Here is a 22,304-nt window from a genome sequence, read left to right on the forward strand (position 1 = left end):
CGCGACGCGGGGCAGGGCCTCCAGGACTCCAGGGAGCAATACACCGTGCAGATGCGCAAACTCGGCCGCAGCGGGCCTGACATCGCACCGCTCGTTTTCGGCGGCAACGTCTTCGGCTGGACCGCCGACGAGGCCACCTCGTTCAAGCTGCTCGACCGCTTCGTCGAGCGTGGCTTCAACGCCATCGACACCGCCGACGTCTATTCCTCCTGGGGCCCGGGCCTGTCGGGCGGAGAATCCGAGACCGTCATCGGCAACTGGCTCGCCAAACGCGGTCGCCGCGACGACCTCGTGCTGATGACCAAGGTCGCCAAGTGGGCACCGCGCAAGGGGCTGTCGGCGGCCAACATCGAGGCGGCGGTGGAGGATTCGCTGCGCCGGCTGCAGACGGATTACCTCGACGTCTATTTCGCCCATGAGGACGATGCCGACGTGCCGCTTGCCGAAACGCTGGGCGCGTTCGGCAAGCTGGTGGGGGCCGGCAAGGTGCGCACGCTCGGCGCATCCAACTACAGCGCGGGCCGGCTGCGGGAGGCGCTGGCGGTCTCGCAGCAGGAGGGCCTGCCGCGCTACGAAGTCATCCAGCCGGCGTACAACCTGTACGACCGCAGCTTCGAGTCGGAGCTGGCCGGCGTGGCCGCGGAACACGGGCTGGGCGTGGTCGGCTACTTCTCGCTGGCCAGCGGTTTCCTCACCGGAAAGTACCGCAGCGTGGACGACCTGAAAGGCGCGGCGCGCGGAGGTTTCCTGCAGGGATACTTCGACGAACGTGGCCTCAAGCTGCTCGATGTCCTGCGCAAGGTCGCCGATGAGGCGAAGGCCACTCCGGCGCAGGTCGCGCTGGCCTGGCTGATGACGCGACCGAACCTGACCGCGCCGATCGCAAGCGCCACCAGCCTGCAACAGCTGGACGACATCATGAAAGCCGCCGACCTTTCGTTGCCGCCGTCCGCACTGGAAGCGCTCGACGACGCAAGCAACCCGGCCTCCACCGCGCCCTTGCCGCCACGGCATCCAGGGGCTGGCCGATCCTGATGGAAATGAGCACGGTAGCGGGCATCAAGCCCATCGACGTCTCGCCCTTCGTGGACGGTGGCGACCGCACGTCCTTCAGTCGATGCCAAGCGCCTGTCGCAAAGCGGACACATGGGCGCGGCCCACGGCCAGCTCCTTTCCATTCGCCATGACCAACCAATAGCGACTGCCCGAACCGGCATGGAGTGAGCGGACATGGCGCAGGTTGACCAGGCAGGAGCGGTGGCAGCGCACGAAGTCGGGCGGCAGCACGGCGGTCAGCGCCGTCAGGGATTTGTCGTGCAGCTCGCTGCGGCCATCAAGCAGCCGCACCTCGCTGTAGTCGCCATCGGCACGGATCCAGAGTACGTCGGCCAACTCGACCAGCGCTGTGCCGCTCGCGCGCCATATGCCGAGATAGCGTGCGCGCCCTGGCCGATAGCGGGCGGCGTCAAGCAGGCGATCCAGGGCCAGGCCGAGGCGCTCGCGCGTGAATGGCTTGGGCACGAAATCCAGCACGCCATGTTCGAACGCCTGCAGGGCGCGCTCGCGATGGGCCGACACGACCACGCAGTGGTCGCGACCGGCGACCGCCTGCCGCAGCAGGTCGAAGCCGTCCTCGCCGCCGAGGTTCAGGTCCAGCAGCAAGCCGTCATAAAGGCTTCGCTGCAGTCGGTCGCCAGCCAGGTCGAGGTCGGCGACGGCGTCGAAGCGTGCGCGTCCGCCCGCCAGTTCACTGCACATGCGCAGCAGGCGCTCTCGGATGAGCGGTTCGTCCTCGACGATCAGGATGCGCATGCCAGCTCGATCCGGCCGCACCAGCCCGCATTGTCGGGGCCCTGGGTGAAGCGCCAGCGGCCCGGGAAGGAGGCAGCGAGGCTGGCCTCGATGTAGCGCGTGCCCGTGCCCAGGCCACGATGCGCCGCAGTGCCAAGGGCACTGCGCAGTTCGAGGATCCGGTGTCCGTTCTGCCGTGTCACGCGCAGGCGGAAGGGATGTTGTGTGCAGGCGCGTGTACCGGCGTGGGTGAGTGCGTTCTCGACCTGGGCGTGGAGCACCCCCGGTGGCAGAAGCAGATCGGTATCGTCGGCATCGACCTCCAGGCCAATCGGCTGCCCGAGTGCCAGGCTGACGATGTCCAGGTGGTTGCGGCAGAGCGCCAGTTCGTCGTCCAGCGGAACCAGTGCCTGGCCACTGCTCTCGCGCAGGCGGTCGAACTGCTCGGCCAGCGATTCGACAAGACGGCTGGCCCGCGGCGGTGCCTGTTCGATCAGCTCCTGCAGGCAGGTCAGCGTGTTCATCAGCCAGTGCGGCTGTATGCCACGCTGCAACAGCTGCAGCGACAGCTGCGCGCGTTCTTCGCGAAGCCGCGCGTTGTGACGGGCCATGGCGCGCAGCCGCTCCGCATGGCGCAGCAGCAGGAAGCCCATGAGCACGGCCAGCAGGAGGAAGTAGGGGCCGTCGAGGAATGCACCGCCGGCGACCGGCATCGTCAGTGCACCGACCAGCATGAGGACAAGGATCGGCCCGCGTTCCCCGTGTTCGCGCTCTGCGCGCCGCAGCAGCCATACCGAGGCCAGCAGGCTCAGCAGCAGGAGAGTGGCGCCGCGACCATCGAAACTTGGCAGGAAGGCCACCACACCCGCCAGCGTCGCAATATAGGCGATGCATGCAGCCCGCGGCACGGCCACGTCGAAACGCCGCGCAAGGTAGGCCGGCAGCAGCACAGCTGCCGCCGCGTGCATTGCCAGCAGCGCGAACATGCGCAGGCCGTGCCATGGATAGGGATAGCCGAGCAGTGGCCGCCAGGCTTCAAGCACCGGCAGCGCCAGGCCAACGGCGCCCAGCGTCAGCAGCAGCGGTGCGCCATGCGCTCGGGGCTGCCAGCGCTGCACGGCAAGCAGGTACAGCCACGCGGCTCCAAGCGCGCCTGTGGCAAACGCGACGATCAGCCATGAGCCAGCGCCGTCCAGGACAGGCGCCCCGACCGGTACGATCCGCAACCCCGCATCGGTGGTGCCCATGCGCAGCCACTGGTGTTGGCTCGACGCAAGAACGACCAGCTCATCGGCTCCGATGTGCGTGGACGGTGGCAGCACGCGGACGATATCGATCAGCCCGGGATGTTCCTCGTCCTCGCTGCGCCCGACGATGCCGTTGGCGGCCAGCGGCTGCCCGTTCCAGTAAGTCTGGCTGGCGGCACGCAGGGACAGGTGCAGCAGGCGGCCGGCATGGTCCGCCGGGGAAGCCACGCGCCAGCGCAACCAGTAGGGATCCTGCCAAGCGGCCAGCATGCCGGGATCAAGCGGCTGCCAGTCGAGTTCATCCGGAGGCTGTTCGGGCATCGGTCCTGACATCGGCATCAAGGCCGGCGCCATTTCGGCGGACAGTACCTGTCCGGCCGCGGGACCGTGCGATGTCGCCAGGAGCCAGGCGGCGACCAGCAGCACCAGCACCAGAGGTGCGGCCAGGACGTTTGTGATCCTCATGCGCCATATCGTACTGGTGACCTGGAGACATTGGCCCCGCAGCTGGAGACGTTGGGCGGTTGCAAACGCCATGACCCACGGGGCAGGGCGGATGCTGGTGGGACGCCTTTCCCTGCTGACATCCGGAACCCGCCATGCCCCATGTCTTGTTCGAGATCTCCACATCCAGCGGCGGATCGTTCGCGCTGCCCCTTCGTTTGACGGTGGCCTGCACGCTGTTCGCAATGATGCTGCCAGCGGATGCGACAGGCGTCGACGTTGATCCATCGCTGGCGTTCGCGCCTTACGCATTCGAGACCCAGCGACACGGCACCATCGACGCCCAAGTCGCGTTCCTGGACGTGCCGCGTCGCCGCGACGAGCAGGACGGCCTGCGCATGCAGCTGCGCGTCGTGCGCCTGCCGGCCACGGGTGGCGACGGCAAGGCAGCGCCGGTGGTCTATCTGGCCGGGGGTCCCGGCGGCTCCGGCGTTGGAACGGCACGCGGGCCGCGCTGGCCGGTGTTCGAACAGGTGCAGCGCGAAACCGACGTCCTGCTGTTCGACCAGCGGGGCACGGGATTGTCCGAGCCTCCGCCGCCGTGTCCTTACGTCCGGCAGTTCGACGATACGCGGCCCCTGGACCGCGCATCTGCGCTGACGACGCTGAGTCAGACGGCCGCAAGATGCATCACCCATTGGCGGGAGGAGGGCGTCGACCTGGCGGCTTATACCACCGCCGAGAGCGCCGCCGATCTCGAGGACCTGCGGCGGGCGCTGGGCGTGCCGAAGATCAGCCTGTGGGGCATGAGTTACGGCACTCACCTGGCCATGGCGAGCCTGCGTCTGCACGGTGCGGGGATTGAACGCGTTGTGCTGATCGGCGCCGAAGGCCCTGACGACACGCTGAAACTTCCCTTGGCGGCAGACACACTGCTCTCGGAGCTCGCCCTGGTCGCTCGGGAGCAGGGATTCGAAGACCTGACAGGGATGACCCGGCGCGTTCTGGCGAGGCTGCGCGACCAGCCCGCCCAAGGTCGCAGCTTCATGCACCGGGGCAGGGTAGTGACCCTGGGCGCCTATGACGCGCAGCTGGCGATCGCGGCCGCCCTGGGACGTCGATCCACCCAGCAGATGCTGCCCTTGGCCCTGCACGATGCCGACGCGGGCGATTACGATCTGCTGGCGACCCTGGTGCTGGCGGTGCGCGAGCACCTCGGCGAGTTCCACGCCATGCCGCTGGCGATGGACGTGGCATCCGGGCAGAGCCGCCAGCGACGTGCATTGGCCGAAACGCAGGCAAAAGAGAGTCTTTTCGGCGATGCCTTGAACTTTCCGTTTCCGATGATCGGTGATGGCCTGGGGCTGAAGGTTCTGGGCGAGGGCTACCGTGCGCCGCTGCGGAGCGATGTCCCGACGTTGTTTGTCAGCGGCACGCTCGATGGGCGCACCCCACCAGCGAATGCGGAGGCGCTGCTGCCCGGCTTCGGCGTTGCCGCCCATCTCCTCGTGCGCGGCGCCAGCCATGACGACGAACTGTGGTTGGGTGATCCGGACATTGCCGGGGAGGTTGCCGGATTCCTTGCAGGGCGCGGCGTAAGCATCACGGAGCTGGTAGTGCCGCCTCCAGTCATGGCACAAGGAAAGCCGGGCTTGCTGATGCAGACGTTGGGCATCGGCAAAGGAGCGGTATTGGGCGCAGTCGGGATGCTCGGAGCACTCGTGCTGATCGCGGTAGCGCTGCTATGGCGGTGGCGTCGTGGTGCACGGATCCGCAGTTCTCAGCGGATGCAGTGACGGTTGTGCAGAGCCCCAACCACTCACCGCCGCGGGACAGAGCATTACCTACGGCACATGTGTGCTGGTGAAATACAGCAGTACGGTACCAAGATACCGCCCGGAGAGGTCCACATGCGCATTGGAGTCCAGACATTCGTGATGGCTGCGGCCATGCTTCTCACCGCCACGGCGCAGGCGGTCGATGTGCCTATCGATCGAGGCGCTTACACGCTCAAGGCTCAGCAGGACGGCCAAGGCGAACTGGCGGTGGTGTTTGAAGCCGGTTTTGGTCAAGGATCCAGCGTCTGGAGGGAAGTCATTGCAGGTCTCGGCGAAGAGTGCAGCTGCGTCTCCTACTCCCGTGCCGGGCTAGGCGACTCCGGCACCGACAGCGCACCCAAAACCATAGAAGCGCATCTGACCGATCTCGCAGCAGTGATCGACACGTTGGCGCCAGGGCAAGAGGTTGTACTGGTAGGGCACTCCTACGGTGGATTGCTAGCCACCGAGTTCGCGCGCCGGCATCCCAGCCGAGTGCGGGGACTTGTCTTGGTCGATCCCGCCACGCTGGGTCAGCGCCGCGACTTCCTGCAGGCCGACCGCGCCCGCGTGCTGGAGGACGACGCGGCTCTGCTGAAAATGTTGCCTCCCACGATGGCCGCCGACTACCAGTTGCTGGTCGATCAGCTCGACAGGTTGGGCGCGACCGGGCCCGTCGCAATGCCTGACGTGTCCGTCGCATTGCTTACAGCAACGCGGGTCGCTGATGAGCCGTTCGTGTTTGAGGAGACCGCGCAAGGCAAGGCGTTGTGGAAGACGCAGCACGCCGCACTGTTCGCCCAGTTCAACCAGGGCTCTCATATCTACTTCGCCACGGGGCACAACATCCACCGCGAGGATCCGAAAGCAGTGGTCAACGCAATCCGGCTCGTCTCGAAATTGGACTGACGCGTGGGACCCGGTTCGTCCGGGGTCTGGGCAACCGGATCCTGCGACGCGCCTGCTGCCGGTTAGCAGCCAGTTCTGGCCAAAGACAATGGGCGCTCCAATCAGGTTCTAGCAGCCCACGTCCGATTCTGGCCGCCAGCTGCCAGCGCAAACCGCGCGAGTGACTTCCTGAGCGCTGTGCGGGGCGATCGTGCGGTTATCTCGTGTCCTTCGGGGCGACGCAGGCAGAATGGGTGCATGAACATGCGCCACTCCGCTGCCGTCAGGATCGGTCTCTCCATTGCCGTCGCGACCGGCCTGTACGGAATCTCGTTTGGTGCGCTCGGCGTTGCCTCCGGACTCAGCGTCTGGCAGACGGTGGCGCTGAGCCTGCTGATGTTTACCGGCGGCTCGCAGTTCGCTTTTATCGGGATGGTGGCGGGCGGTGGCACCGGCTCGGCCGCGTTCGGTGCGGCGGCGCTGCTGGGCGTGCGCAACGCCGTCTATGGCATGCAGATGAACCGCATGCTCAGGCCCGCCGGCTGGCGCAAGCTGATCGCCGCGCAGATCACCATCGATGAATCCGCAGCCACGGCCGTCGGCCAGACCGAGCCGAACGAGCAGCAGCGCGGTTTCTGGACGGCCGGACTGGGGGTGTTCGTGCTCTGGAACCTGTTCACCGCGGTCGGCGCGGTGATCGGTGACGCGCTCGGCGACCCGAAGCAGTGGGGACTGGACGGCGCGGCGGTCGCCGCATTCCTCGGGTTGTTATGGCCGCGGTTGCGCGCCTTCGAGCCGGTGGCCATTGCCGTGGCCTGCGGTCTGGTCACGGTGCTGACAGTGCCCCTTGCGCCGCCGGGTGTCCCGATACTGGCGGCGGCGCTGGTCGCCGCCTTGTGGGGCTGGCTCAGTCATGGCCCGGCGGACGAGGGGCTGGAGCCGGACGTGGACCCGTCTGAGTTTGGACAGGCCGTGGACGATAACGCGAGCGGTGGCACAGGGACGTCGTCAAGGGAGAACAGCTGATGTCGCTGTGGGGATCGATCCTGCTTGCCAGCGCGGCCGCGTATGCGACCAAGCTCGCAGGATACCTGGTGCCGCCGCGGTGGTTGGAGAACGACCGCATGACCCGGGTGGCTGGCACGCTGACCATCGGGTTGCTGGCATCGTTGACGGCGATGAACGCTTTCAGTGCGGGGCAGGCGTGGGCGTTGGATGCGCGCATTGGTGCGCTGGTCGCGGCGGGGGTAGCGCTGAGGTTAGGCGTGCCCTTCCTGGGCGTGGTCATCGTCGGTGCGGCGGTGGCGGCCCTGATCAGGGCGACAGGGCTCGGTTAGGCCGTACTACGAGCGCACGCGGATCGACACCCGCCGCAGGGGAGCGATGGTTCTGCACAGCGGACGAAGCCGCACACGCCGGATGGCGGCCGGCGACCCGGTAGAGAGGGTAGTAAGGCGATCGAGGCACCGGTCGCTACAAGTCCCGCCGTCGAAAAGGAGCCAGCAGCCTCGCCATCCCGGGGCGGGCCCAAGGCACTGGGATTGCCTGGAAGGCTGGGGAACCGTCCAAGGTATGCGTCGTTGCCGCTGACAACCATCTTGCTGAAGCCACACAAGCGATTGCGAAGATTTATCAGGGGTAGGGAAGGGCACCTTCCGACCCATAGCGAACATTGGTCCCGAAAAAGCGTGGCCAGTGCCCACCAATCGCGGTGCGGCTTGATCGCTTGGGTTGACGTCGCCAATCTGGGTCCTAGGGACGCCGGGTTCGAGATGACATGATGAGACATTCACTGCTCCTCGCGGGCATTGCACTGGTTGCCTGCCTTGAGTTGATGCCGCAGGCGAAGAGTGGTCCCAGGGTCGACCAGCGCGATTCCAAGGCCTCCGCGGAGCGGGTCGAAACGGGACTTCCGGCGGTAACGCAGGGCGACAGGACGGAGCGGCGCTCATTGACCGGGTGGATGGAGGCGCTGGCTGTACCCGGCGTCAGCATCGCGGTCATCGATGACAACCGCATCGTCTGGGCAAAGGCATACGGCGTCACTACGCCCGGGCCGCTGGGCTCCCCGATCACGCCGGACACGATCTTCCAAGCGGCGTCCATCGCCAAGCCAGTGGCCGCTCTGGCCGTGTTGCACCACGTCGAGCGCGGCACGTTTGAGCTGGACGCCGATATCAACGGCTACCTGCAGTCGTGGCGCTTGCCGGAAGGCGAGCTGCAGGCTGGTGAGACAGTCACGATCCGGCGTCTTCTGGCCCACACCGGTGGTATTACACCCGGGGGTTTCCAGGGATATGCACGCACGGAGCCGCTACCCGGAATCACGCAGATTCTGGAAGGCGCGGCCCCGGCCACCAACCCTGCGGCCCGTGTCCTGGCAAAGCCCGGCTCCGAAGTTGCCTACAGCGGGCTGGGATATTCCCTGCTCCAACTCGCGCTGGAAGAGCGTCTGGAACAACCATTCGAATCGATCCTGCAGGACAGCGTGCTACGCCCCCTCGCACTCCATGACAGTTCTTTCGACCAGGTTCTTTCCCACGCGGATGTGGAACGCGCGGCAAGGGGCCATCTCGGCATCGGAGCGGGCGTGGACGGCGGCTGGCGGGTGTACCCGGAGCTGGCGGCCGCCGGCCTGTGGACAACGCCAACCGATCTGGCAACGTTGGTTCTCGACGTGGCACGCTCGAAGCGCGACGGTAGTGGCCGCCTGCTCTCCCACGACATGGCGCGCCAGATGCTGTCGCCGCAGGGGGACGGGATGGGACTGGGCTTCGTTGTTCGTGGGGACGGTGCGTACGGCTACTTCGCACACTCGGGTGGCAACCCCGGCTACTTCGCTCATTTCGAGATGCTTGCCGATACCGGCCAGGGCATTGTCATCATGACCAATGCGGAAGCCGGCCAGGCTTTGGCGTCCTTGATCGTCGCAAGCGTGGCCAACGAGTATGCCTGGCCGTTGCCCGATCGCAGAAACGTTTCGCCGGGCCGAGTCGAGCGGGTGTTTGCGCAGCTTGATCGTGTCGCCAACAAGCGTGTCAAAGCAGAGGTGGCGCCCGCAGTCCTGTCGCGATACATCGGCAAGTACGAGCTGACACCCGGAATGCTGTTCGACATCACCCTCGACCATGGTCAGCTTCAACTCCGGCTGGGCGACCAGCCCCAGTTTCCGCTGTTCCCGGAATCAGAAGTCCGCTTCTTCCTGGAAGCGGTGGACGCGCAGATCACGTTCGTCGTGGACGATGCGGGCCAGCCCACGTCGCTGATCCTCCATCAGGGTGACAGAGACCAGCAGGCGGTCAGGGTCGATTAGGGGACGATGCTTCGGCGAGGAGCTATGCGTCGGCATCTGCTTATCAATGTCAACCTCTGGCCGAGAGCAGACGTTGGCATAGTAGTGGATTAGGAAGGTTTATCGCGGGTAGGGAAGGGCACCTTCCGACCCAAAGCGGCCCTTAAGGGGGATTCGTCAATCGAACGTTTCTCGCGCCGCCAGCTTCGCCAACTCGTCCACCACGTGGCGCACTTTCGGCCGCAAATGGCGCGTCTGCGGCCAGAGTGCATGAATCTCGACGTGCTGCTGTGAGCATAGGCAGCGCGCAGCGTGCATTTACTCAGACAGGAAAGTCCGTCGCTTCGGATGAGCCCTTCCAGATCTCCATCTCCTCACCTATCGCTTTCATCTTCTGTACCGCCAGTTCGTTAGCGATATGGCCGGCAAACAGATGAAGCGGCGGCTTGGCGTGATCAGCGGCCTGGATGATCAACAAAGCCAGCCTCGCGGGATCGCCGGACTGATTGCCGGCGTAGGTTCCCAGGTGCAGATCCAGCGACACCTGCGCCTCCGTGTACTCGCCAATTTGACGTTCGGCCACAACCAGCGATCCGGGTGACAGGAAGTCGGTGCGCACGGGTCCGGGATACAGCACGGTAGCCTTGATGCCCAGTTCGCCAACCTCGGCCGCCAGCGACTCGGTCAAGCCGGCCAGAGCGAACTTGCTCGACACATAGCTGCCCCAGCCCGCGTAGCCCCCCTGAAAGCCGACGATCGACGCGACGTTGAAGATGTGGCCCGACCGCTGGCGCCGGAGATGCGGCAACGCATGGCGCAACACGTTCACTGGCGCGAAGAGATTCACTTCGAAGTTCTGGCGCAACTCTGTATCCGACAGCGCCTCGATCGCTCCCTGCTGCCCATAGCCGGCGTTGTTAACGACGACGTCGAGCTGGCCAAATGTGGCGACTGTTCGTTCGATAGCGCATTGGACGCTGCGTTCGTCAGTCAGGTCCACCTGCAGCGGCAGCAAGCGCTCCGAGGGCGGACCGAGCGCGGCTTCGAGTGACCCGAGCGACCTCGAAGTCGCAGCGACGCGGTCGCCACGTTCCAGCAGCTGGCGCGCCAACGCATAGCCGATGCCTTTTGCTGCGCCTGTAATGAACCAGGTTTTCTGAATTGCATTCATGGTATGGCCTTTGCGGTTGTGTGCGGTTATTTGAGGGCTACGCTCATGCCGCCGTCGGCCATGACAACAGACCCGACGAGGTAGCTGGCTTTGTCCGAGGCCACTCGTCGAGTGTCATCTCCACGACCGGCTTGTTGATGATGATGCCGGCGTTGTTCACGAGAACATCGAGCTTTCCGAAGGTGTCTCTAGCCAGGGTCACCGCGCGTACCGCACTCTCTTCGTATGCCACGTCGGCAACCAGCGGAACGATGCCAGGACGAGCCAGCTTGTCGACGTTTGAACTCCTTCCCACCGCGATGACCCTTGCGCCTCGCGCGTGCAGAAGCTCCGTCGTCGCAAGCCCGATACCACTTGCAGCACCTGTCACGATGGCGACCTTGCCGTCGAATGTCGCTTCACTATTTGATGTGCTGGATGTCATGTTCGTTCTTCTTTTGCCTGGACTGGCAATCAATAGGGGCTCGCTGTTGGCCGCACCACGATTTCACTCACATCCACTCCCGCCGGCTGCTCGATCGCATAGGAAATTGCACGTGCGATGGCGTCGGGGGACAGCGCTATACGGCGGAATTCGCGCATGGCACTGCGGGCTGTATCGTCGGAGATCGCATCGGCCAACTCGGATTCGACTACGCCAGGGCAGATCACCGTCACACGGATCCTGTCGCTCTCCTGGCGAAGACCGTCCGAGATGGCGCGCACCGCGAATTTCGTTGCGCAGTACACGGCTGCGGTGGGCGATACGGCCAATCCGCCAATGGAAGACATGTTGATCACCTGGCCGTAACCCTGTGTCTGCATGCGTGGCAACACCGCCGCCATGCCATGCAGCACGCCGCGAATATTCACGTCGATCATGCGATTCCATTCCTCCACCTTGAGCGCGGCCAGTGGCGACAGCGGCATGACACCCGCGTTGTTGACGATGACTTCGATCCGTCCGAACGCGTCCATGGCGAACCCGGCGAAGGCGTTCATATCTTTCAAAGAGGTGACGTCCAGCGCGCGGTATCGTACTGAGCCACCACTGGCCTGGAACTCGTCGGCCAATGCAGCCAGCCGATCTGTCCGGCGCGCGCCGATGACGAGGTGATGCCCCTGGGCAGCAAGAAGGCGAGCGGTGGCTTCGCCGATGCCGCTGCTGGCTCCCGTGATGAGAATGACTTTGGGCTCTATGGTTTTGGACACGTCGGCTCCCCTCTTGCGGAGGCATTCCGCAGATGTCCATGCTAGGAACGACGCTACGTCGTGCGAATACCCACAACTCTGTGGCTATTGCCTATTGCTATAGCGAGCAACGATCTCGATCGACAATTTCCGGACGCTGCTGGACAATTCCTATCGCGCGACCCCTCTTGAACCGAGTGAACCAAGCATGCCTGCCGCCGACGTCGCCGTCTCCCGACGCATGACCAACCTGCTGACAGAACTCGCGCCGAACGAGGGTTACACCTTGTCTGCACTCGACGGCGTCCGCTTCATGCGCTCCGATCGTCCCTTGGGACGTACGCCTGTGCTCTACGAGCCGAGCATCGTGATCGTTTGCCAGGGTCGCAAACGCGGCTTCCTGGGAGATGAGATCTATCTCTACGATGCCCAGCATTACCTGGTGCTGTCGGTCCCGCTGCCTTTCTCCACGGAAACCGAAGCCAGCGAAGCCCAGCCGATGCTGGCCGTCTCCCTGCGCCTGGATCTGACGGCAGTGGCGGACCTGGTACTGGCCATCGGCCAGTCGCGGGACCACACAAACGTTGCGCCACGTGGCATGGTTTCGACTCCACTCGGGGAAGTTCTGGCCGATGCAACGCTGCGTCTGCTTGAGGTCCTCGCCTCCCCGCTCGAAGCGCAGATCCTCGGGCCGGCGATCGTGCGGGAAATCTGTTTCCGTGTGCTCGTCGGGGAACAGGGCGGCGCCATGCGGGCGGCTTTGGCGCACCAGGGGCAATTCGGTAAGGTCGCCAAGGCACTACGGCGCATCCACGCCGACTATGCGCAGGCCCTCGACGTCGCCCACCTGGCGGGCGAGGCCGGCATGAGCGTGCCGGCCTTTCACGCGCATTTTAAGACTGTTACACAGACCTCGCCGATCCAGTACATCAAGTCGACGCGTCTGCATCAGGCCCGGCTGCTGATGATTCGCGATGGCGTTACCGCAGCCGCTGCCTCAGCTCGCGTCGGCTATGAAAGCCCCTCGCAGTTCAGTCGTGAGTTCAAACGGTTCTTCGGGCGAACCCCGGTTGAAGAAGTACGTGACCTGCGCGCTTCTTTTGCCCTGTCGCCTGCAGTGCATGTCTCTGGATTCGCTATATCTCACTGAATCTTCGCTCAGGCTCGGCAACATGGGCGCGACCAGTTCGACGGGTGGTAGCTGTATGAGTTGGGGCCGGGGCCTCTGCGGCGGCGCCGCCGAACCCGGCTCGACACCATTGCCCAGTGCTGATCTTCCGAAGCGCCGGACTATGAAATGGGGCGACGCTGGCACGTGATTAAGGAGGGAACCTGGGCCGGAGCGGATTGACCGCTCGCCAATGGCCGGTTCTGGCCGAAAGCAGACATGCGGGGCAGGGGATTAGGGTGCGTTATCGGGGCTAATGTACATCGCCTCAAGAAAGCCGCCGTCGGGATACGGTGGCGGCGGCGCGGGCGTCTCGTCCGATTTACTCAGCGCAAAGAGCCCATATTAAACGTCGCAAACGTGTGCGGCGCTGCCCGCTGCTGGTCTCTCTGGGCGGTTGACGGAACCCATTGGGCTGCCAACGATCGTCAGGATGCGCGGCCTTCACCCGCCAGGCAGATGGTGGGTTGAGGGGCGGCGGAACTCGCGTAGAACAGCCAGAAGTGAGCTAACTCGCTGCCGTGTAAGGATTTTCCATCGTCAGAAAATTAAGCGTCGGGCAGCACTCTCCCGCCGGAACTTGGGCGCACCGCGCTACCTTTTGTTCGAGGTCCCTCTCCAGATTCCGCAGTTCGCGGATTCGTAGGCGGATATCGACGAGCTTTCGCTCGGTCAACTGGCGGGTCTGCTCGCAAGAATGCTCGCCCGGAATCTGTAGTAGGCCAGCGATCTCGTCGAGGCTGAATCCCATCATCTGAGCGTGCCGTATGAACCGAAGCCGATTCACGTCGCTTTCGTCGTAGCGACGCACGCCTCCGCTCGGTCGCGCGGGCTGATGCAGCAGCTTGCGGCGCTGGTAGTAGCGCACGGTTTCGACGTGCACATCGGCAGCCGCTGCCAAGCGGCTGATCGTGAACGTGTTTGGACGCATAGCTTGACTCCGTACCCGGGTACGGAGATTAGTATGCCCTGATGCAAACAACTCCCGCTAAATCTTCTGTTCCGGCCATCGTTGGCGCGAGCATCGCCGCGATTGGCGCGTCCGTCTGTTGCGTCGTGCCACTGGTACTGATGTTCATGGGGATCAGCGGCGCTTGGATCAGCACCCTTACGGCCCTGGATCCCCTGAGGCCTTGGTTCAGTGCCGCCGCCGTAGTGTCCTTGGCGGTGGCGTTCTGGATGCTGTATCGGCCGGCGTCACAGTGCGGTGTGGATGGCAGTTGCGTCGAGCCGGCCACGCTGCGAAGCAGGCGGCGTTGGCTCTGGTTGGCGACAGCTCTCATCGTCCTGTTGCTGCTGTTTCCCTATTACATCGTCTGGATTCTGTAGGAGGCGCGTGATGCGCAAGTGGATACTGGCCCTCGTGGCTGCTCTTTCGGTCGGTGCCGCTCTGGCGGCGACGCCCGCGACCGTGGTGCTCGATGCCGAGAACATGACCTGTCCCGCCTGTGGCATCACCATCAGGAAGGCGCTGGAGAAGGTGCCTGGCGTCACCGATACGAAGGTAGACACCCGGGCAGAAACAGTCACGGTCACGTTCGATTCGAGCCGAACAGATACGTCCGCAATCGCGCGCGCAGTCACAGGAGCAGGCTTCCCGGCCAAGGCGCGGGCTGGCGGTGAGTGACGTCGAGCTAGAAAGCATCTTGACCTGCCCGGAGTGCGGCCATCGGGCGACCGAGACAATGCCAGTCACAGCGTGCCAATTTTTCTACGAGTGCACGGGCTGTGGAGTGGTCTTGCGGCCAAATCAAGGCGACTGCTGTGTGTTCTGCTCGTTCGGAACAGTGCCATGTCCGCCGATCCAGCAGCACAACTCATGTTGTGGTTGACCGAACTCCGATGATGACTGCTCACGCAGGCTGCGATCGCGACTGTGCCACCTCGATGGGTGCGCCGCTCAACCAGCGGTGCGCATGCGAAGTGGTCGACGTCCTCCGTCTGCACGAGTCGATCCAGTCCACCTTTCCGGAGGTCAGGCTAGATCCAGCCGTGCACGCGCACCTGTTTTCACCCTACGCCCTGTTCGTTGACCGGGCGACGCTGGACGCCATGGGGAGAGTTGCGGCGGCGGTCTTCGAAGTAGAGGGAAATTCGGGTTACCGCCAGCAGGTCATGCAATGGGCGCCGCAGATCGCCAGTCATCAGCCACGTTCGGCGGGTGGTGTCTTGGGGCTGGACTTTCACTTGACCGTCGACGGCCCGCGGTTGATCGAGATCAACACCAATCCGGGCGGGCTGCTCCTCAATGCAGTGCTGCTCGATGCCGTGCGGTCCTGCGCGCCGGCTGCGTGGACCACTTGGACAACGGCGGCACGAGCGCGCAACGCGGCTGTCGCCGCCTGGCTTGACGATGCCCGGCAGCAGTCGGGCCACGTGCCGTCGCGTCTGGCCATCGTGGACAGCGTCCCGCGGGAGCAGTTCCTTTATCCCGAATTCGAGCTGTACGCGGACGCATTCCGGGAACATGGCGTGGATTGCGTGATACGCGCACCCGAGGAACTGAAGCTTGGTCCGGATGGGCTTGCAGATGCGCACGGCCGGATCGACATGGTCTACAACCGGTTGACCGATTTCGCGCTTGAGGAAGCCTCGCATACAGACCTTCGTCAGGCTTACCTGGCCGGGGAAGTCGCGCTGACACCGCATCCGCGTGCGCACGCGCTGTTCGCCGACAAGCGCAACCTCGCGGTGCTGGGAGACCCTGTCCTGCTTGGCCGGTTCGGGGGCGAGGCGGGTTCGGCGGCCCTGTTGGCACAGGTGATCCCGCCCACGGTTGAAGTCGTGCCCGGGAACCGGGATGCGCTGTGGGCCGCGCGCAATGGCTACTTCTTCAAGCCTGCAGCAGGGTTCGGCAGTCGCGGGAGTTATCGGGGCGACAAGCTCACCCGGCGGACGTGGGAGTCGATGGCGTCGGCGACCTACATCGCACAGGCCTTCGCGCCACCGAGCATGCGGATCGTGCATGGGGGCCAGTCCCTCAAGGCGGATGTACGTTGCTTCGCGTCCGAGGCGGGTGTGCTGTTGTTCGCGGCCAGGTTGTACCAGGGCCAGACCACGAACATGCGCACCCCTGGTGGTGGATTCGCAGCGGTGCTCACGACGCCACTGATCGACGAGTGATCATCGGCCAAGCGGCCCCCGGGTTGTGCCTGGGCTACAACGAGGTAAGCGTCGATCTCAGCCAGCTCGCGGTGTGGTGGTGACCCAGAAAAATTGACCACGCTTGACCTGTATCCCGCACACAGATCAACCTTGACTCACGCGATGCGATCAATGACAAGACACTCGATGCGTCGGCGGCGATAGCACCTCTTGGTCCCGCGCGTAAGCGGACCGCCTTGGTCAGACGCCTTGAGATTCTGACGCATCACTGCACTTCGACGGGCAGCGCGGCGGGTGTCGACCGCTTGATGGCCAGCTGCCATTGCTTGATCAGCGAGTACAGCGCCGGGATCACCACCAGTGTCAGCACCGTGGACGAGACCATGCCTCCCACCATCGGCGCGGCGATGCGGCGCATGACCTCGGAACCCGTGCCGCTGCTCCACATGATCGGCAGCAGGCCGGCCATGATCGCGACCACCGTCATCATCTTCGGGCGCACGCGGTCGACCGCGCCTGCGATGATCGCGTCGCGCAGGTCGCCGGCGTCCAGCGAGCGGCCTTCGGCCTGCCGCTGCGCGGCACGTGCCTCGAGCGCGTGGTCAAGGTAGATCAGCATCACCACGCCGGTTTCCGCGGCGACGCCGGCTAGTGCGATGAAGCCCACGATCACCGCGACGCTGACGTTGTAGTCGAGCATCCACATCAGCCAGACTCCGCCGACCAGCGCAAACGGCACCGACAACATCACGATCAGCGACTCGGTGACACGGCGGAAGTTGAGATACAGCAGCAGGAAGATCAGTGCCAGCGTCACGGGGACGACGACGCGCATCTTTTCGGCGGCGCGCTGCATGTATTCGTACTGCCCGCTCCAGGTCACGTAGTAGCCAGGCGGGAACTCCACCTGCGAGGCAACAGCCTCCTGGGCCGCCTCCACGTAGCGGCCCAGGTCGCTTTCGCGCGTATCCACGTAGATGTAGGCCGCCAGCATCGCGTTCTCGGTGCGGATGCTGGGCGCACCCATGGTGACTTCGATGCGTGTGAGCTCGCCCAAGGGCACCTGGGCGCCGCCGGGCACGGGCACCAGGACCTGCGTCCCGATGCGGTGCGGGTCGTCGCGCAACTCGCGCGGATAGCGCACGATCGCGCTGAATCGCTCGCGCCCCTGCAGGATGGTGGTGACGATCTCGCCGCCCAGGGCGGCCGCCACCACGTCCTGCACCTCGCCAAGGGTCACGCCGTACTGCGCCAGGCTGGGCAGGTCCGGGGTGATGTCGAGGTAGTAGGCGCCAGTCAGGCGTTCGGCGAACGCGCTGGTCGTCCCCGGCACTTCGCGCACGACCGCTTCGATCTCGGTCGCCAGGGCGTCGAGCTGCTCGAGGTCGGTGCCGAAGAGCTTGATCCCCACAGGCGTGCGGATGCCGGTGGCCAGCATGTCGGTGCGCGCCTTGATCGGCATCGTCCACGAGTTGGCGACACCCGGGAACTTCAGCGCCTCGTCCATCTCGGCGATCAGCTTGTCGGTGGTCATGCCATCCCGCCATTCGTCCTCGGGCTTGAGGTTGATGGTCGTTTCGAACATCTCCAGGGGCGCCGGGTCGGTCGCGGTCAGGGCGCGCCCGGCCTTGCCGAAGACGGATTCCACTTCGGGGAAGCCCTTGATGATCCGGTCCTGCTGCTGCAGCAGCTCCGAGGCCTTGGTCACCGACATGCCCGGGAGGGAGGTGGGCATGTACAGCAGCGTGCCCTCGTTGAGCGTGGGCATGAACTCGCTGCCCAGGCGCGATGCCGGCCACAGGCTGGCGAACAGGGCGACCAGCGCGATCGCGATCGTGGCCATCCGGTAGCGCAGGACCACGTTGATCACGGGCCGGTAGGCCGCGACCAGGAACCGGTTCACCGGATTCTTCTGCTCGGGCACGATCTTGCCGCGCACGAACAGCAGCATGAGCACCGGCACCAGGGTCACCGACAACAGCGCGCCGCCGGCCATGGCGAAGGTCTTGGTGAAGGCCAGCGGCTTGAACAGGCGTCCTTCCTGCGCCTCCAGCGCGAACACCGGAAGGAAGGAGACCGTGATGATCATCAGGCTGAAGAACAGTGCCGGCCCGACCTCCCTGCAGGCGTCGATGATCAGCTGGGCCCGGCTGCGGGAGCCGTCGGAACGTTCGATGTGCTTGTGCGCGTTTTCGATCATCACGATCGCCGCATCGACCATCACGCCGATCGAGATCGCGATGCCGCCCAGGCTCATGATGTTGGAGTTCATGCCCAGCGCACGCATCGCGATCACCGCGATCAGCACGCCGACCGGCAGCATGACGATCGCGACCAGCGCGCTGCGGGCGTGGAACAGGAACACCAGGCACACCAGCGCGACGATCAGGCTCTCCTCGAGCAATGTCGTGCGCAGGGTCTTGATCGCACGAACGATGAGGTTGGACCGGTCGTAGACCGCCTGGACGCTGACGCCTTCCGGCAGGCCGCGTGCAAGTTCCGCGATCTTGTCCTTCACCCCGCCGATCACGGCCAGGGCGTTTTCGCCGAATCGTGCAATGACGATCCCGGCCACAACATCGCCTTCGCCGTCCAGGTCGGCGATGCCGCGGCGCTCGTCCGGTACCAGTTCGACCCGGGCGACGTCGCCGACCAGCACCGGTGCGCCGCCTTCGGCGCGCAGCACCAGGCTCTCGATGTCCTCGATGCCGCGCAGGTAGCCACGCCCCCGGACCATGTACTCGGTCTCGGCCATTTCGATCACGCGGCCGCCGACGTCGCGGTTGCTCGCGGCGATCACTTCGGACACCCGTGAGATCGGGATGTCGAACTCGCGCAGGCGCACGGGGTCGACGGTGATCGAGTACTGGCGCACGAAGCCGCCGACGCTGGCGACCTCGGCCACGCCGGGCGCGGTGGTGAGCTGGTAGCGCAGGTACCAGTCCTGCAGGGCGCGCAGTTCATCCAGCGAATGGCGGTCGCTTTGCAGCACGTACTGGTAGACCCAGCCCACGCCTGACGCATCGGGGCCCAGCGCCGGTGCCACGCCAGCCGGCAGGTTCTTCGACGCGACGTTGAGGTTTTCGAGCACGCGCGAGCGCGCCCAGTACAGGTCCGTGCCCTCGTCGAAGATGACGTAGATGAAGGAGGCACCGAAGAACGAGAAGCCGCGGACGTCCTTTGATTTCGGCACCGCGAGCAGGGCGCTGGTCAGCGGATAGGTGACCTGGTCTTCGACCACCTGGGGCGCCTGCCCCGGATACTCGGTGAACACGATCACCTGCACGTCCGACAGGTCCGGCTGGGCATCCAGCGGCGTATTCATCAGTGCGTAGATGCCACCGGCGACGATCGCCAGTGTCATCACCAGAACCAGGAAGACGTTGCGGACCGACCATTCGATGAGGCGGGCAAGCATGTCAGTGCCCCTCGTGGCCGGTCGCGGGAGCGTCGTGGTCGCTTACGGTCCCGTGGTCGCTCCTCTGGTCGTCATGTGCGCGGTCGCCGCTGTCGGGGGACAGCGTCGACTCCGGCGTGGCCGGCATGGCGTGGCCGACATGTGGATCGGCCGTGGCATCGTCGTGCCCTGCGTGCGGATCCTCACTGGCGTCCGAGGGCGAACCGTGGCCCGCATGACCGGCCAAGCCTTCGAGCGCGGACTGCAGGTTGCTTTCGGCATCGATCAGGAAGTTGGCGGAGACCACGACCTGCTCGCCCTCTGACAGTCCGTCGAGGATCTCGATGCGATCGCCGCCGCGCCGCCCCAGGGTGACATCCCGCGGCGCGAAGCGGCCGGGGCCGGTCTCGACCAGCACCACCTGGCGGGTGCCGCTGTCGAGCACGGCCGAGCGCGGGACACTCAGGACAGGCCCGACCCCCGGCTCCTCGAGCAGCACCGTTCCGTAGAGTCCTGGACGCAGGTCGCCGACAGGGTTGGGCAGGGCGATGCGCACGTCCACGGTGCGCGTCATCGGATCGATGACGGGCTGCACGAAGGTGACCTCGCCCTCGGCCACTTGGCCAGGCAGGGCCACGGTTTCGAAGCGGGCCGGCTGCCCGACCCTGATGCCTGCGGCCTGCGCCGCCGGGACCTTGGCGATCACCCACACCGTCGACAGGTCGGCCAGGCGCAGGATGGTTTCGCCCGGCTCGAAGCGCGCGCCCTGGACCACCGGCTTCTCGATCACGACCGCGTTCGCGGGTGCGGTGAGCACCAGTCCCGTTTTGCCGAGCTGCGCGTCGCTGATTTCCCAGTTGCGCAGGCGGGTGCGGGCGGCATCGCGCAGCCGGACCATCGACGCCGCGCTCGCGGGGTCGGACGCCGCCAGCCTGCGGGCGGTCTCGTCGGCCAGCCGGTATTCCTGCTGCGCCGCGGCCAGCTGCGGGCTGTAGACGGACAACAACGGTTGCCCCGCGCGGACCCGCATGCCGGTCTGGTTCGCGTACAGCCGCTCCACCCAGCCTTCGAAGCGCGGGGCGATCGCGTACTGCCGGGTCTCGTCGACCTCGACGGTGCCGCTGGTGCGCACGGTTGCAGCCAGGACTGCACGCCTGACCGCCTCGGTGCGCACGCCCAGCGCCTGCACCTTGTCGGGTGGCATCACCACCGTTCCCGGTGTCGCGGCAGACGCGTCGCCGGCGTAGACCGGGACGTAGTCCATGCCCATCGGGTCCTTCTTCGGCACCGGTGAGGTGTCCGGAAGGCCCATGGGATTGCGGTAGTAGAGCACCTTGCGTTCCGCGACCGGCGCCTCGGCGGACGTGGCTGCGGTCGGGGAATCGGTCGTCGCGCGGCCGGCCATCCAGCCGACGGCGAGGGCGGCGAGTGCAACGCCGACGGCGAGCGACAAGGTTTGGACACGGGTCATCGGATCTCTCCTTCGATGGCGCGCACGGCGGCGGCGCCCAACAGTTCGTCACGCAATGCATCGACCCGTGCGAGGTCGGCGCCCTGCCATTCATTGAGTGCTTCGAGCAGCGTCCCGAAGTCGACTTCGCCGACCTGGTAGCTGGCCAGTGCGGACTGCCAGGTGGCGTCGGCCTGCGGCAGCAGCGTGTTCTCGATCAGCCCGCGGCGCTCGCGTGCGCTGGTCCACTGCGCCCAGGCGAAGCCAGCGCGCTCCTCGACGGCGCGCAGCGTGGCATCCCTGCGGGCCAGCGCCGCGTCTTCGAGCAGGCGCGATTCGCGCTCGCGTTCGCGGCGGGCCCGTTGCTGGAACGGGATCTCGACCTCCAGCATCAGCTCAGTGCTTTCGAGGCCGTTGCCGAGCTGCATCGCCCCCACCCCCACAGTGATGTCCGGAAAGCGGTTGCGACGCTCCAACACCACGTTGGTGTGCGCAGCCTCGGCGCGGGCCTGCTGCGAGCGGACCGCGGGGTGCGCATCGGCGCCATCCAGTGCCTCGGCGAGCGAGGCACTGTGGACGACGAGGCGCAGTGCCTCACCGGGAGTCGCCAGCGGTGCATCGGAACGCCGCCCCAGTACCGCGTTCAACGTGGCCGCCGCCTCCTGCTTGGTCGCAAGGCGTTCGATCCGCTCGCGCTGGAGGCTGGTCTGCTCGACCTGGGCGCGGATGGCATCCTGCTGCGCCGCGCGGCCCAGGGCGTAGCGCACGCCGGCCATCTCTTCGACCTGGCGGAGCAGGGCGATGCGGCGATCGAGTACGGCCACGGCCTGATCGGCATGCCAGTAGCGAGCGTAGGCCGTCTCCGCCTCTGCCAGCAGATCGCGCGCGGTGGTCAGTCGGTCGAGCCCGGCCGCGACCGCGTCCTGGCTGGCCGCAATGCGCGCCAGGCCGCGCTTGCCCCAGAGGGGGAAACGCTGGCGCAGCGCGTAGTCGATTTCGCGGTCGGCACCGACGGTGCGCCAGGGTTTGTCCGGATCGAGGCCGCGGAATCCCACCGAGGCCGTCGGGTCGGGCAAGGCGCCCGCCGGCAGGATCCGGGCTTCGGCGGCCTGGGCCTCGAAGTCCATGGCCCGCAGCTCTGGGTTGTGTTCGAGAACCCAGGCGCGGATCGACTCGAGGCTGTGCCCCGGGACGGGCCCGCTTGCGGCCACGGGCAGCGCCAACGTCCACAGGGCGCCGGCGAGCACGCAGGAAAGGAGGTGCCGGACCGGTGGTCGACGGCGGAACAAGGGGCGAGGGTGCAGGCGCCTGGCCTGCAGTCGGTGGAGCGGGGATGCCATATCAGTGTCCTTTGGCCGGCGCGA

At 65.8% G+C, this 22,304-nt stretch carries 20 protein-coding genes; 11 read left to right on the forward strand and 9 right to left on the reverse strand.

Going from position 1 to position 22,304, the window contains the following annotated elements; all coding sequences use genetic code 11:
• Positions 1 to 51: 51 nt before the first annotated feature.
• Positions 52 to 1,035: an aldo/keto reductase gene (locus tag WCE39_RS04905; protein ID WP_343275963.1), complete on the forward strand. Its 984-nt coding sequence runs from the start codon at positions 52 to 54 to the stop codon at positions 1,033 to 1,035.
• Positions 1,036 to 1,110: 75 nt separating this feature from the next.
• On the opposite strand, the gene WCE39_RS04910 is transcribed toward WCE39_RS04905, so the two are convergent.
• Together WCE39_RS04910 and WCE39_RS04915 are read right to left on the reverse strand one after the other, a co-directional pair.
• Positions 1,111 to 1,812 (reverse strand): LytR/AlgR family response regulator transcription factor, encoded by a 702-nt coding sequence (locus WCE39_RS04910; protein WP_343275586.1) that lies wholly within the window; start codon positions 1,810 to 1,812, stop codon positions 1,111 to 1,113.
• Positions 1,800 to 3,503: a histidine kinase gene (locus WCE39_RS04915; protein WP_343275587.1), complete on the reverse strand. Its 1,704-nt coding sequence runs from the start codon at positions 3,501 to 3,503 to the stop codon at positions 1,800 to 1,802. Before WCE39_RS04915 ends, WCE39_RS04910 begins: the two co-directional genes overlap by 13 nt.
• A gap of 134 nt (positions 3,504 to 3,637) precedes the next feature.
• Here WCE39_RS04915 and WCE39_RS04920 point away from each other — a divergent pair, with 134 nt between their 5' ends.
• From WCE39_RS04920 to WCE39_RS04940, 5 genes are all read left to right on the forward strand, one after another.
• A complete protein-coding gene (locus WCE39_RS04920) occupies positions 3,638 to 5,278 on the forward strand; it encodes an alpha/beta hydrolase (RefSeq protein ID WP_343275588.1) in 1,641 nt (546 codons plus the stop codon).
• 114 nt (positions 5,279 to 5,392) lie between these two features.
• Positions 5,393 to 6,208: an alpha/beta fold hydrolase gene (locus tag WCE39_RS04925; protein ID WP_343275589.1), complete on the forward strand. Its 816-nt coding sequence runs from the start codon at positions 5,393 to 5,395 to the stop codon at positions 6,206 to 6,208.
• A gap of 237 nt (positions 6,209 to 6,445) precedes the next feature.
• A complete protein-coding gene (locus tag WCE39_RS04930) occupies positions 6,446 to 7,213 on the forward strand; it encodes an AzlC family ABC transporter permease (RefSeq protein WP_343275590.1) in 768 nt (255 codons plus the stop codon).
• Complete coding sequence (locus tag WCE39_RS04935) at positions 7,213 to 7,524, forward strand: AzlD domain-containing protein (RefSeq protein ID WP_343275591.1); 312 nt, start codon at positions 7,213 to 7,215, stop codon at positions 7,522 to 7,524. Before WCE39_RS04930 ends, WCE39_RS04935 begins: the two co-directional genes overlap by 1 nt.
• Positions 7,525 to 7,967: 443 nt before the next feature.
• A complete protein-coding gene (locus WCE39_RS04940) occupies positions 7,968 to 9,500 on the forward strand; it encodes a serine hydrolase (RefSeq protein WP_343275592.1) in 1,533 nt (510 codons plus the stop codon).
• A gap of 301 nt (positions 9,501 to 9,801) precedes the next feature.
• Here the strand turns inward: WCE39_RS04940 and WCE39_RS04950 are convergent, their stop codons facing one another.
• Genes WCE39_RS04950 through WCE39_RS04960 form a run of 3 tightly spaced genes read right to left on the reverse strand, consistent with a single transcriptional unit; the run spans position 9,802 to position 11,841 of the window.
• Positions 9,802 to 10,650 (reverse strand): SDR family oxidoreductase, encoded by an 849-nt coding sequence (locus WCE39_RS04950; RefSeq protein ID WP_343275593.1) that lies wholly within the window; start codon positions 10,648 to 10,650, stop codon positions 9,802 to 9,804.
• Between the two features lie 43 nt (positions 10,651 to 10,693).
• Positions 10,694 to 11,074 carry an SDR family oxidoreductase gene (locus tag WCE39_RS04955; RefSeq protein ID WP_343275594.1) on the reverse strand — a complete coding sequence of 127 codons (381 nt, stop codon included), beginning with the start codon at positions 11,072 to 11,074 and terminating at the stop codon, positions 10,694 to 10,696.
• Positions 11,075 to 11,103: 29 nt separating this feature from the next.
• Entirely contained in the window at positions 11,104 to 11,841 is a 738-nt protein-coding gene (locus tag WCE39_RS04960; RefSeq protein ID WP_343275595.1) for an SDR family oxidoreductase, read from the reverse strand.
• A gap of 220 nt (positions 11,842 to 12,061) precedes the next feature.
• On the opposite strand from WCE39_RS04960, the gene WCE39_RS04965 reads away from it, so the two are divergent.
• Entirely contained in the window at positions 12,062 to 12,970 is a 909-nt protein-coding gene (locus WCE39_RS04965; RefSeq protein WP_343275596.1) for an AraC family transcriptional regulator, read from the forward strand.
• A gap of 526 nt (positions 12,971 to 13,496) precedes the next feature.
• On the opposite strand, the gene WCE39_RS04970 is transcribed toward WCE39_RS04965, so the two are convergent.
• Positions 13,497 to 13,919 (reverse strand): MerR family transcriptional regulator, encoded by a 423-nt coding sequence (locus tag WCE39_RS04970; protein ID WP_343275597.1) that lies wholly within the window; start codon positions 13,917 to 13,919, stop codon positions 13,497 to 13,499.
• Positions 13,920 to 13,960: 41 nt separating this feature from the next.
• On the opposite strand from WCE39_RS04970, the gene WCE39_RS04975 reads away from it, so the two are divergent.
• From WCE39_RS04975 to WCE39_RS04990, 4 genes are read left to right on the forward strand one after another with little or no spacing between them, the layout of a single operon-like run.
• Positions 13,961 to 14,317 (forward strand): mercuric transporter MerT family protein, encoded by a 357-nt coding sequence (locus WCE39_RS04975; protein WP_233740725.1) that lies wholly within the window; start codon positions 13,961 to 13,963, stop codon positions 14,315 to 14,317.
• A gap of 10 nt (positions 14,318 to 14,327) precedes the next feature.
• Entirely contained in the window at positions 14,328 to 14,615 is a 288-nt protein-coding gene (locus WCE39_RS04980; RefSeq protein WP_233740726.1) for a heavy-metal-associated domain-containing protein, read from the forward strand.
• Positions 14,608 to 14,820: a GDCCVxC domain-containing (seleno)protein gene (locus WCE39_RS04985; protein ID WP_092410672.1), complete on the forward strand. Its 213-nt coding sequence runs from the start codon at positions 14,608 to 14,610 to the stop codon at positions 14,818 to 14,820. Before WCE39_RS04980 ends, WCE39_RS04985 begins: the two co-directional genes overlap by 8 nt.
• Before the next feature lie 10 nt (positions 14,821 to 14,830).
• Positions 14,831 to 16,111 carry a hypothetical protein gene (locus tag WCE39_RS04990; protein WP_233740727.1) on the forward strand — a complete coding sequence of 427 codons (1,281 nt, stop codon included), beginning with the start codon at positions 14,831 to 14,833 and terminating at the stop codon, positions 16,109 to 16,111.
• 247 nt (positions 16,112 to 16,358) lie between these two features.
• On the opposite strand, the gene WCE39_RS04995 is transcribed toward WCE39_RS04990, so the two are convergent.
• From WCE39_RS04995 to WCE39_RS05005, 3 genes are read right to left on the reverse strand one after another with little or no spacing between them, the layout of a single operon-like run.
• Complete coding sequence (locus WCE39_RS04995) at positions 16,359 to 19,511, reverse strand: efflux RND transporter permease subunit (protein WP_343275598.1); 3,153 nt, start codon at positions 19,509 to 19,511, stop codon at positions 16,359 to 16,361.
• A gap of 1 nt (position 19,512) precedes the next feature.
• Positions 19,513 to 20,961: an efflux RND transporter periplasmic adaptor subunit gene (locus WCE39_RS05000; RefSeq protein WP_343275599.1), complete on the reverse strand. Its 1,449-nt coding sequence runs from the start codon at positions 20,959 to 20,961 to the stop codon at positions 19,513 to 19,515.
• Complete coding sequence (locus tag WCE39_RS05005; protein WP_343275600.1) at positions 20,958 to 22,280, reverse strand: TolC family protein; 1,323 nt, start codon at positions 22,278 to 22,280, stop codon at positions 20,958 to 20,960. The genes WCE39_RS05000 and WCE39_RS05005 overlap by 4 nt, the downstream gene beginning before the upstream one ends.
• Positions 22,281 to 22,304 lie beyond the last annotated feature (24 nt).

The organism is Luteimonas yanweni (assembly GCF_039548475.1).
Classification (GTDB): domain Bacteria; phylum Pseudomonadota; class Gammaproteobacteria; order Xanthomonadales; family Xanthomonadaceae; genus Luteimonas.

What these genes read in the sequence shown, in the direction of transcription:
- WCE39_RS04955 (WP_343275594.1), bottom strand. Translation starts at nt 11,074, where the DNA reads ATGACATCCAGCACATCAAATAGTGAAGCGACATTCGACGGCAAGGTC.
- WCE39_RS04975 (WP_233740725.1), top strand. Translation starts at nt 13,961, where the DNA reads ATGCAAACAACTCCCGCTAAATCTTCTGTTCCGGCCATCGTTGGCGCG.
- WCE39_RS04965 (WP_343275596.1), top strand. Translation starts at nt 12,062, where the DNA reads ATGACCAACCTGCTGACAGAACTCGCGCCGAACGAGGGTTACACCTTG.
- WCE39_RS04905 (WP_343275963.1), top strand. Translation starts at nt 52, where the DNA reads ATGCGCAAACTCGGCCGCAGCGGGCCTGACATCGCACCGCTCGTTTTC.
- WCE39_RS05000 (WP_343275599.1), bottom strand. Translation starts at nt 20,961, where the DNA reads ATGACCCGTGTCCAAACCTTGTCGCTCGCCGTCGGCGTTGCACTCGCC.
- WCE39_RS05005 (WP_343275600.1), bottom strand. Translation starts at nt 22,280, where the DNA reads ATGGCATCCCCGCTCCACCGACTGCAGGCCAGGCGCCTGCACCCTCGC.
- WCE39_RS04940 (WP_343275592.1), top strand. Translation starts at nt 7,968, where the DNA reads ATGAGACATTCACTGCTCCTCGCGGGCATTGCACTGGTTGCCTGCCTT.
- WCE39_RS04995 (WP_343275598.1), bottom strand. Translation starts at nt 19,511, where the DNA reads ATGCTTGCCCGCCTCATCGAATGGTCGGTCCGCAACGTCTTCCTGGTT.
- WCE39_RS04980 (WP_233740726.1), top strand. Translation starts at nt 14,328, where the DNA reads ATGCGCAAGTGGATACTGGCCCTCGTGGCTGCTCTTTCGGTCGGTGCC.
- WCE39_RS04925 (WP_343275589.1), top strand. Translation starts at nt 5,393, where the DNA reads ATGCGCATTGGAGTCCAGACATTCGTGATGGCTGCGGCCATGCTTCTC.
- WCE39_RS04935 (WP_343275591.1), top strand. Translation starts at nt 7,213, where the DNA reads ATGTCGCTGTGGGGATCGATCCTGCTTGCCAGCGCGGCCGCGTATGCG.
- WCE39_RS04910 (WP_343275586.1), bottom strand. Translation starts at nt 1,812, where the DNA reads ATGCGCATCCTGATCGTCGAGGACGAACCGCTCATCCGAGAGCGCCTG.
- WCE39_RS04915 (WP_343275587.1), bottom strand. Translation starts at nt 3,503, where the DNA reads ATGAGGATCACAAACGTCCTGGCCGCACCTCTGGTGCTGGTGCTGCTG.
- WCE39_RS04950 (WP_343275593.1), bottom strand. Translation starts at nt 10,650, where the DNA reads ATGAATGCAATTCAGAAAACCTGGTTCATTACAGGCGCAGCAAAAGGC.
- WCE39_RS04970 (WP_343275597.1), bottom strand. Translation starts at nt 13,919, where the DNA reads ATGCGTCCAAACACGTTCACGATCAGCCGCTTGGCAGCGGCTGCCGAT.
- WCE39_RS04990 (WP_233740727.1), top strand. Translation starts at nt 14,831, where the DNA reads ATGATGACTGCTCACGCAGGCTGCGATCGCGACTGTGCCACCTCGATG.
- WCE39_RS04930 (WP_343275590.1), top strand. Translation starts at nt 6,446, where the DNA reads ATGAACATGCGCCACTCCGCTGCCGTCAGGATCGGTCTCTCCATTGCC.
- WCE39_RS04920 (WP_343275588.1), top strand. Translation starts at nt 3,638, where the DNA reads ATGCCCCATGTCTTGTTCGAGATCTCCACATCCAGCGGCGGATCGTTC.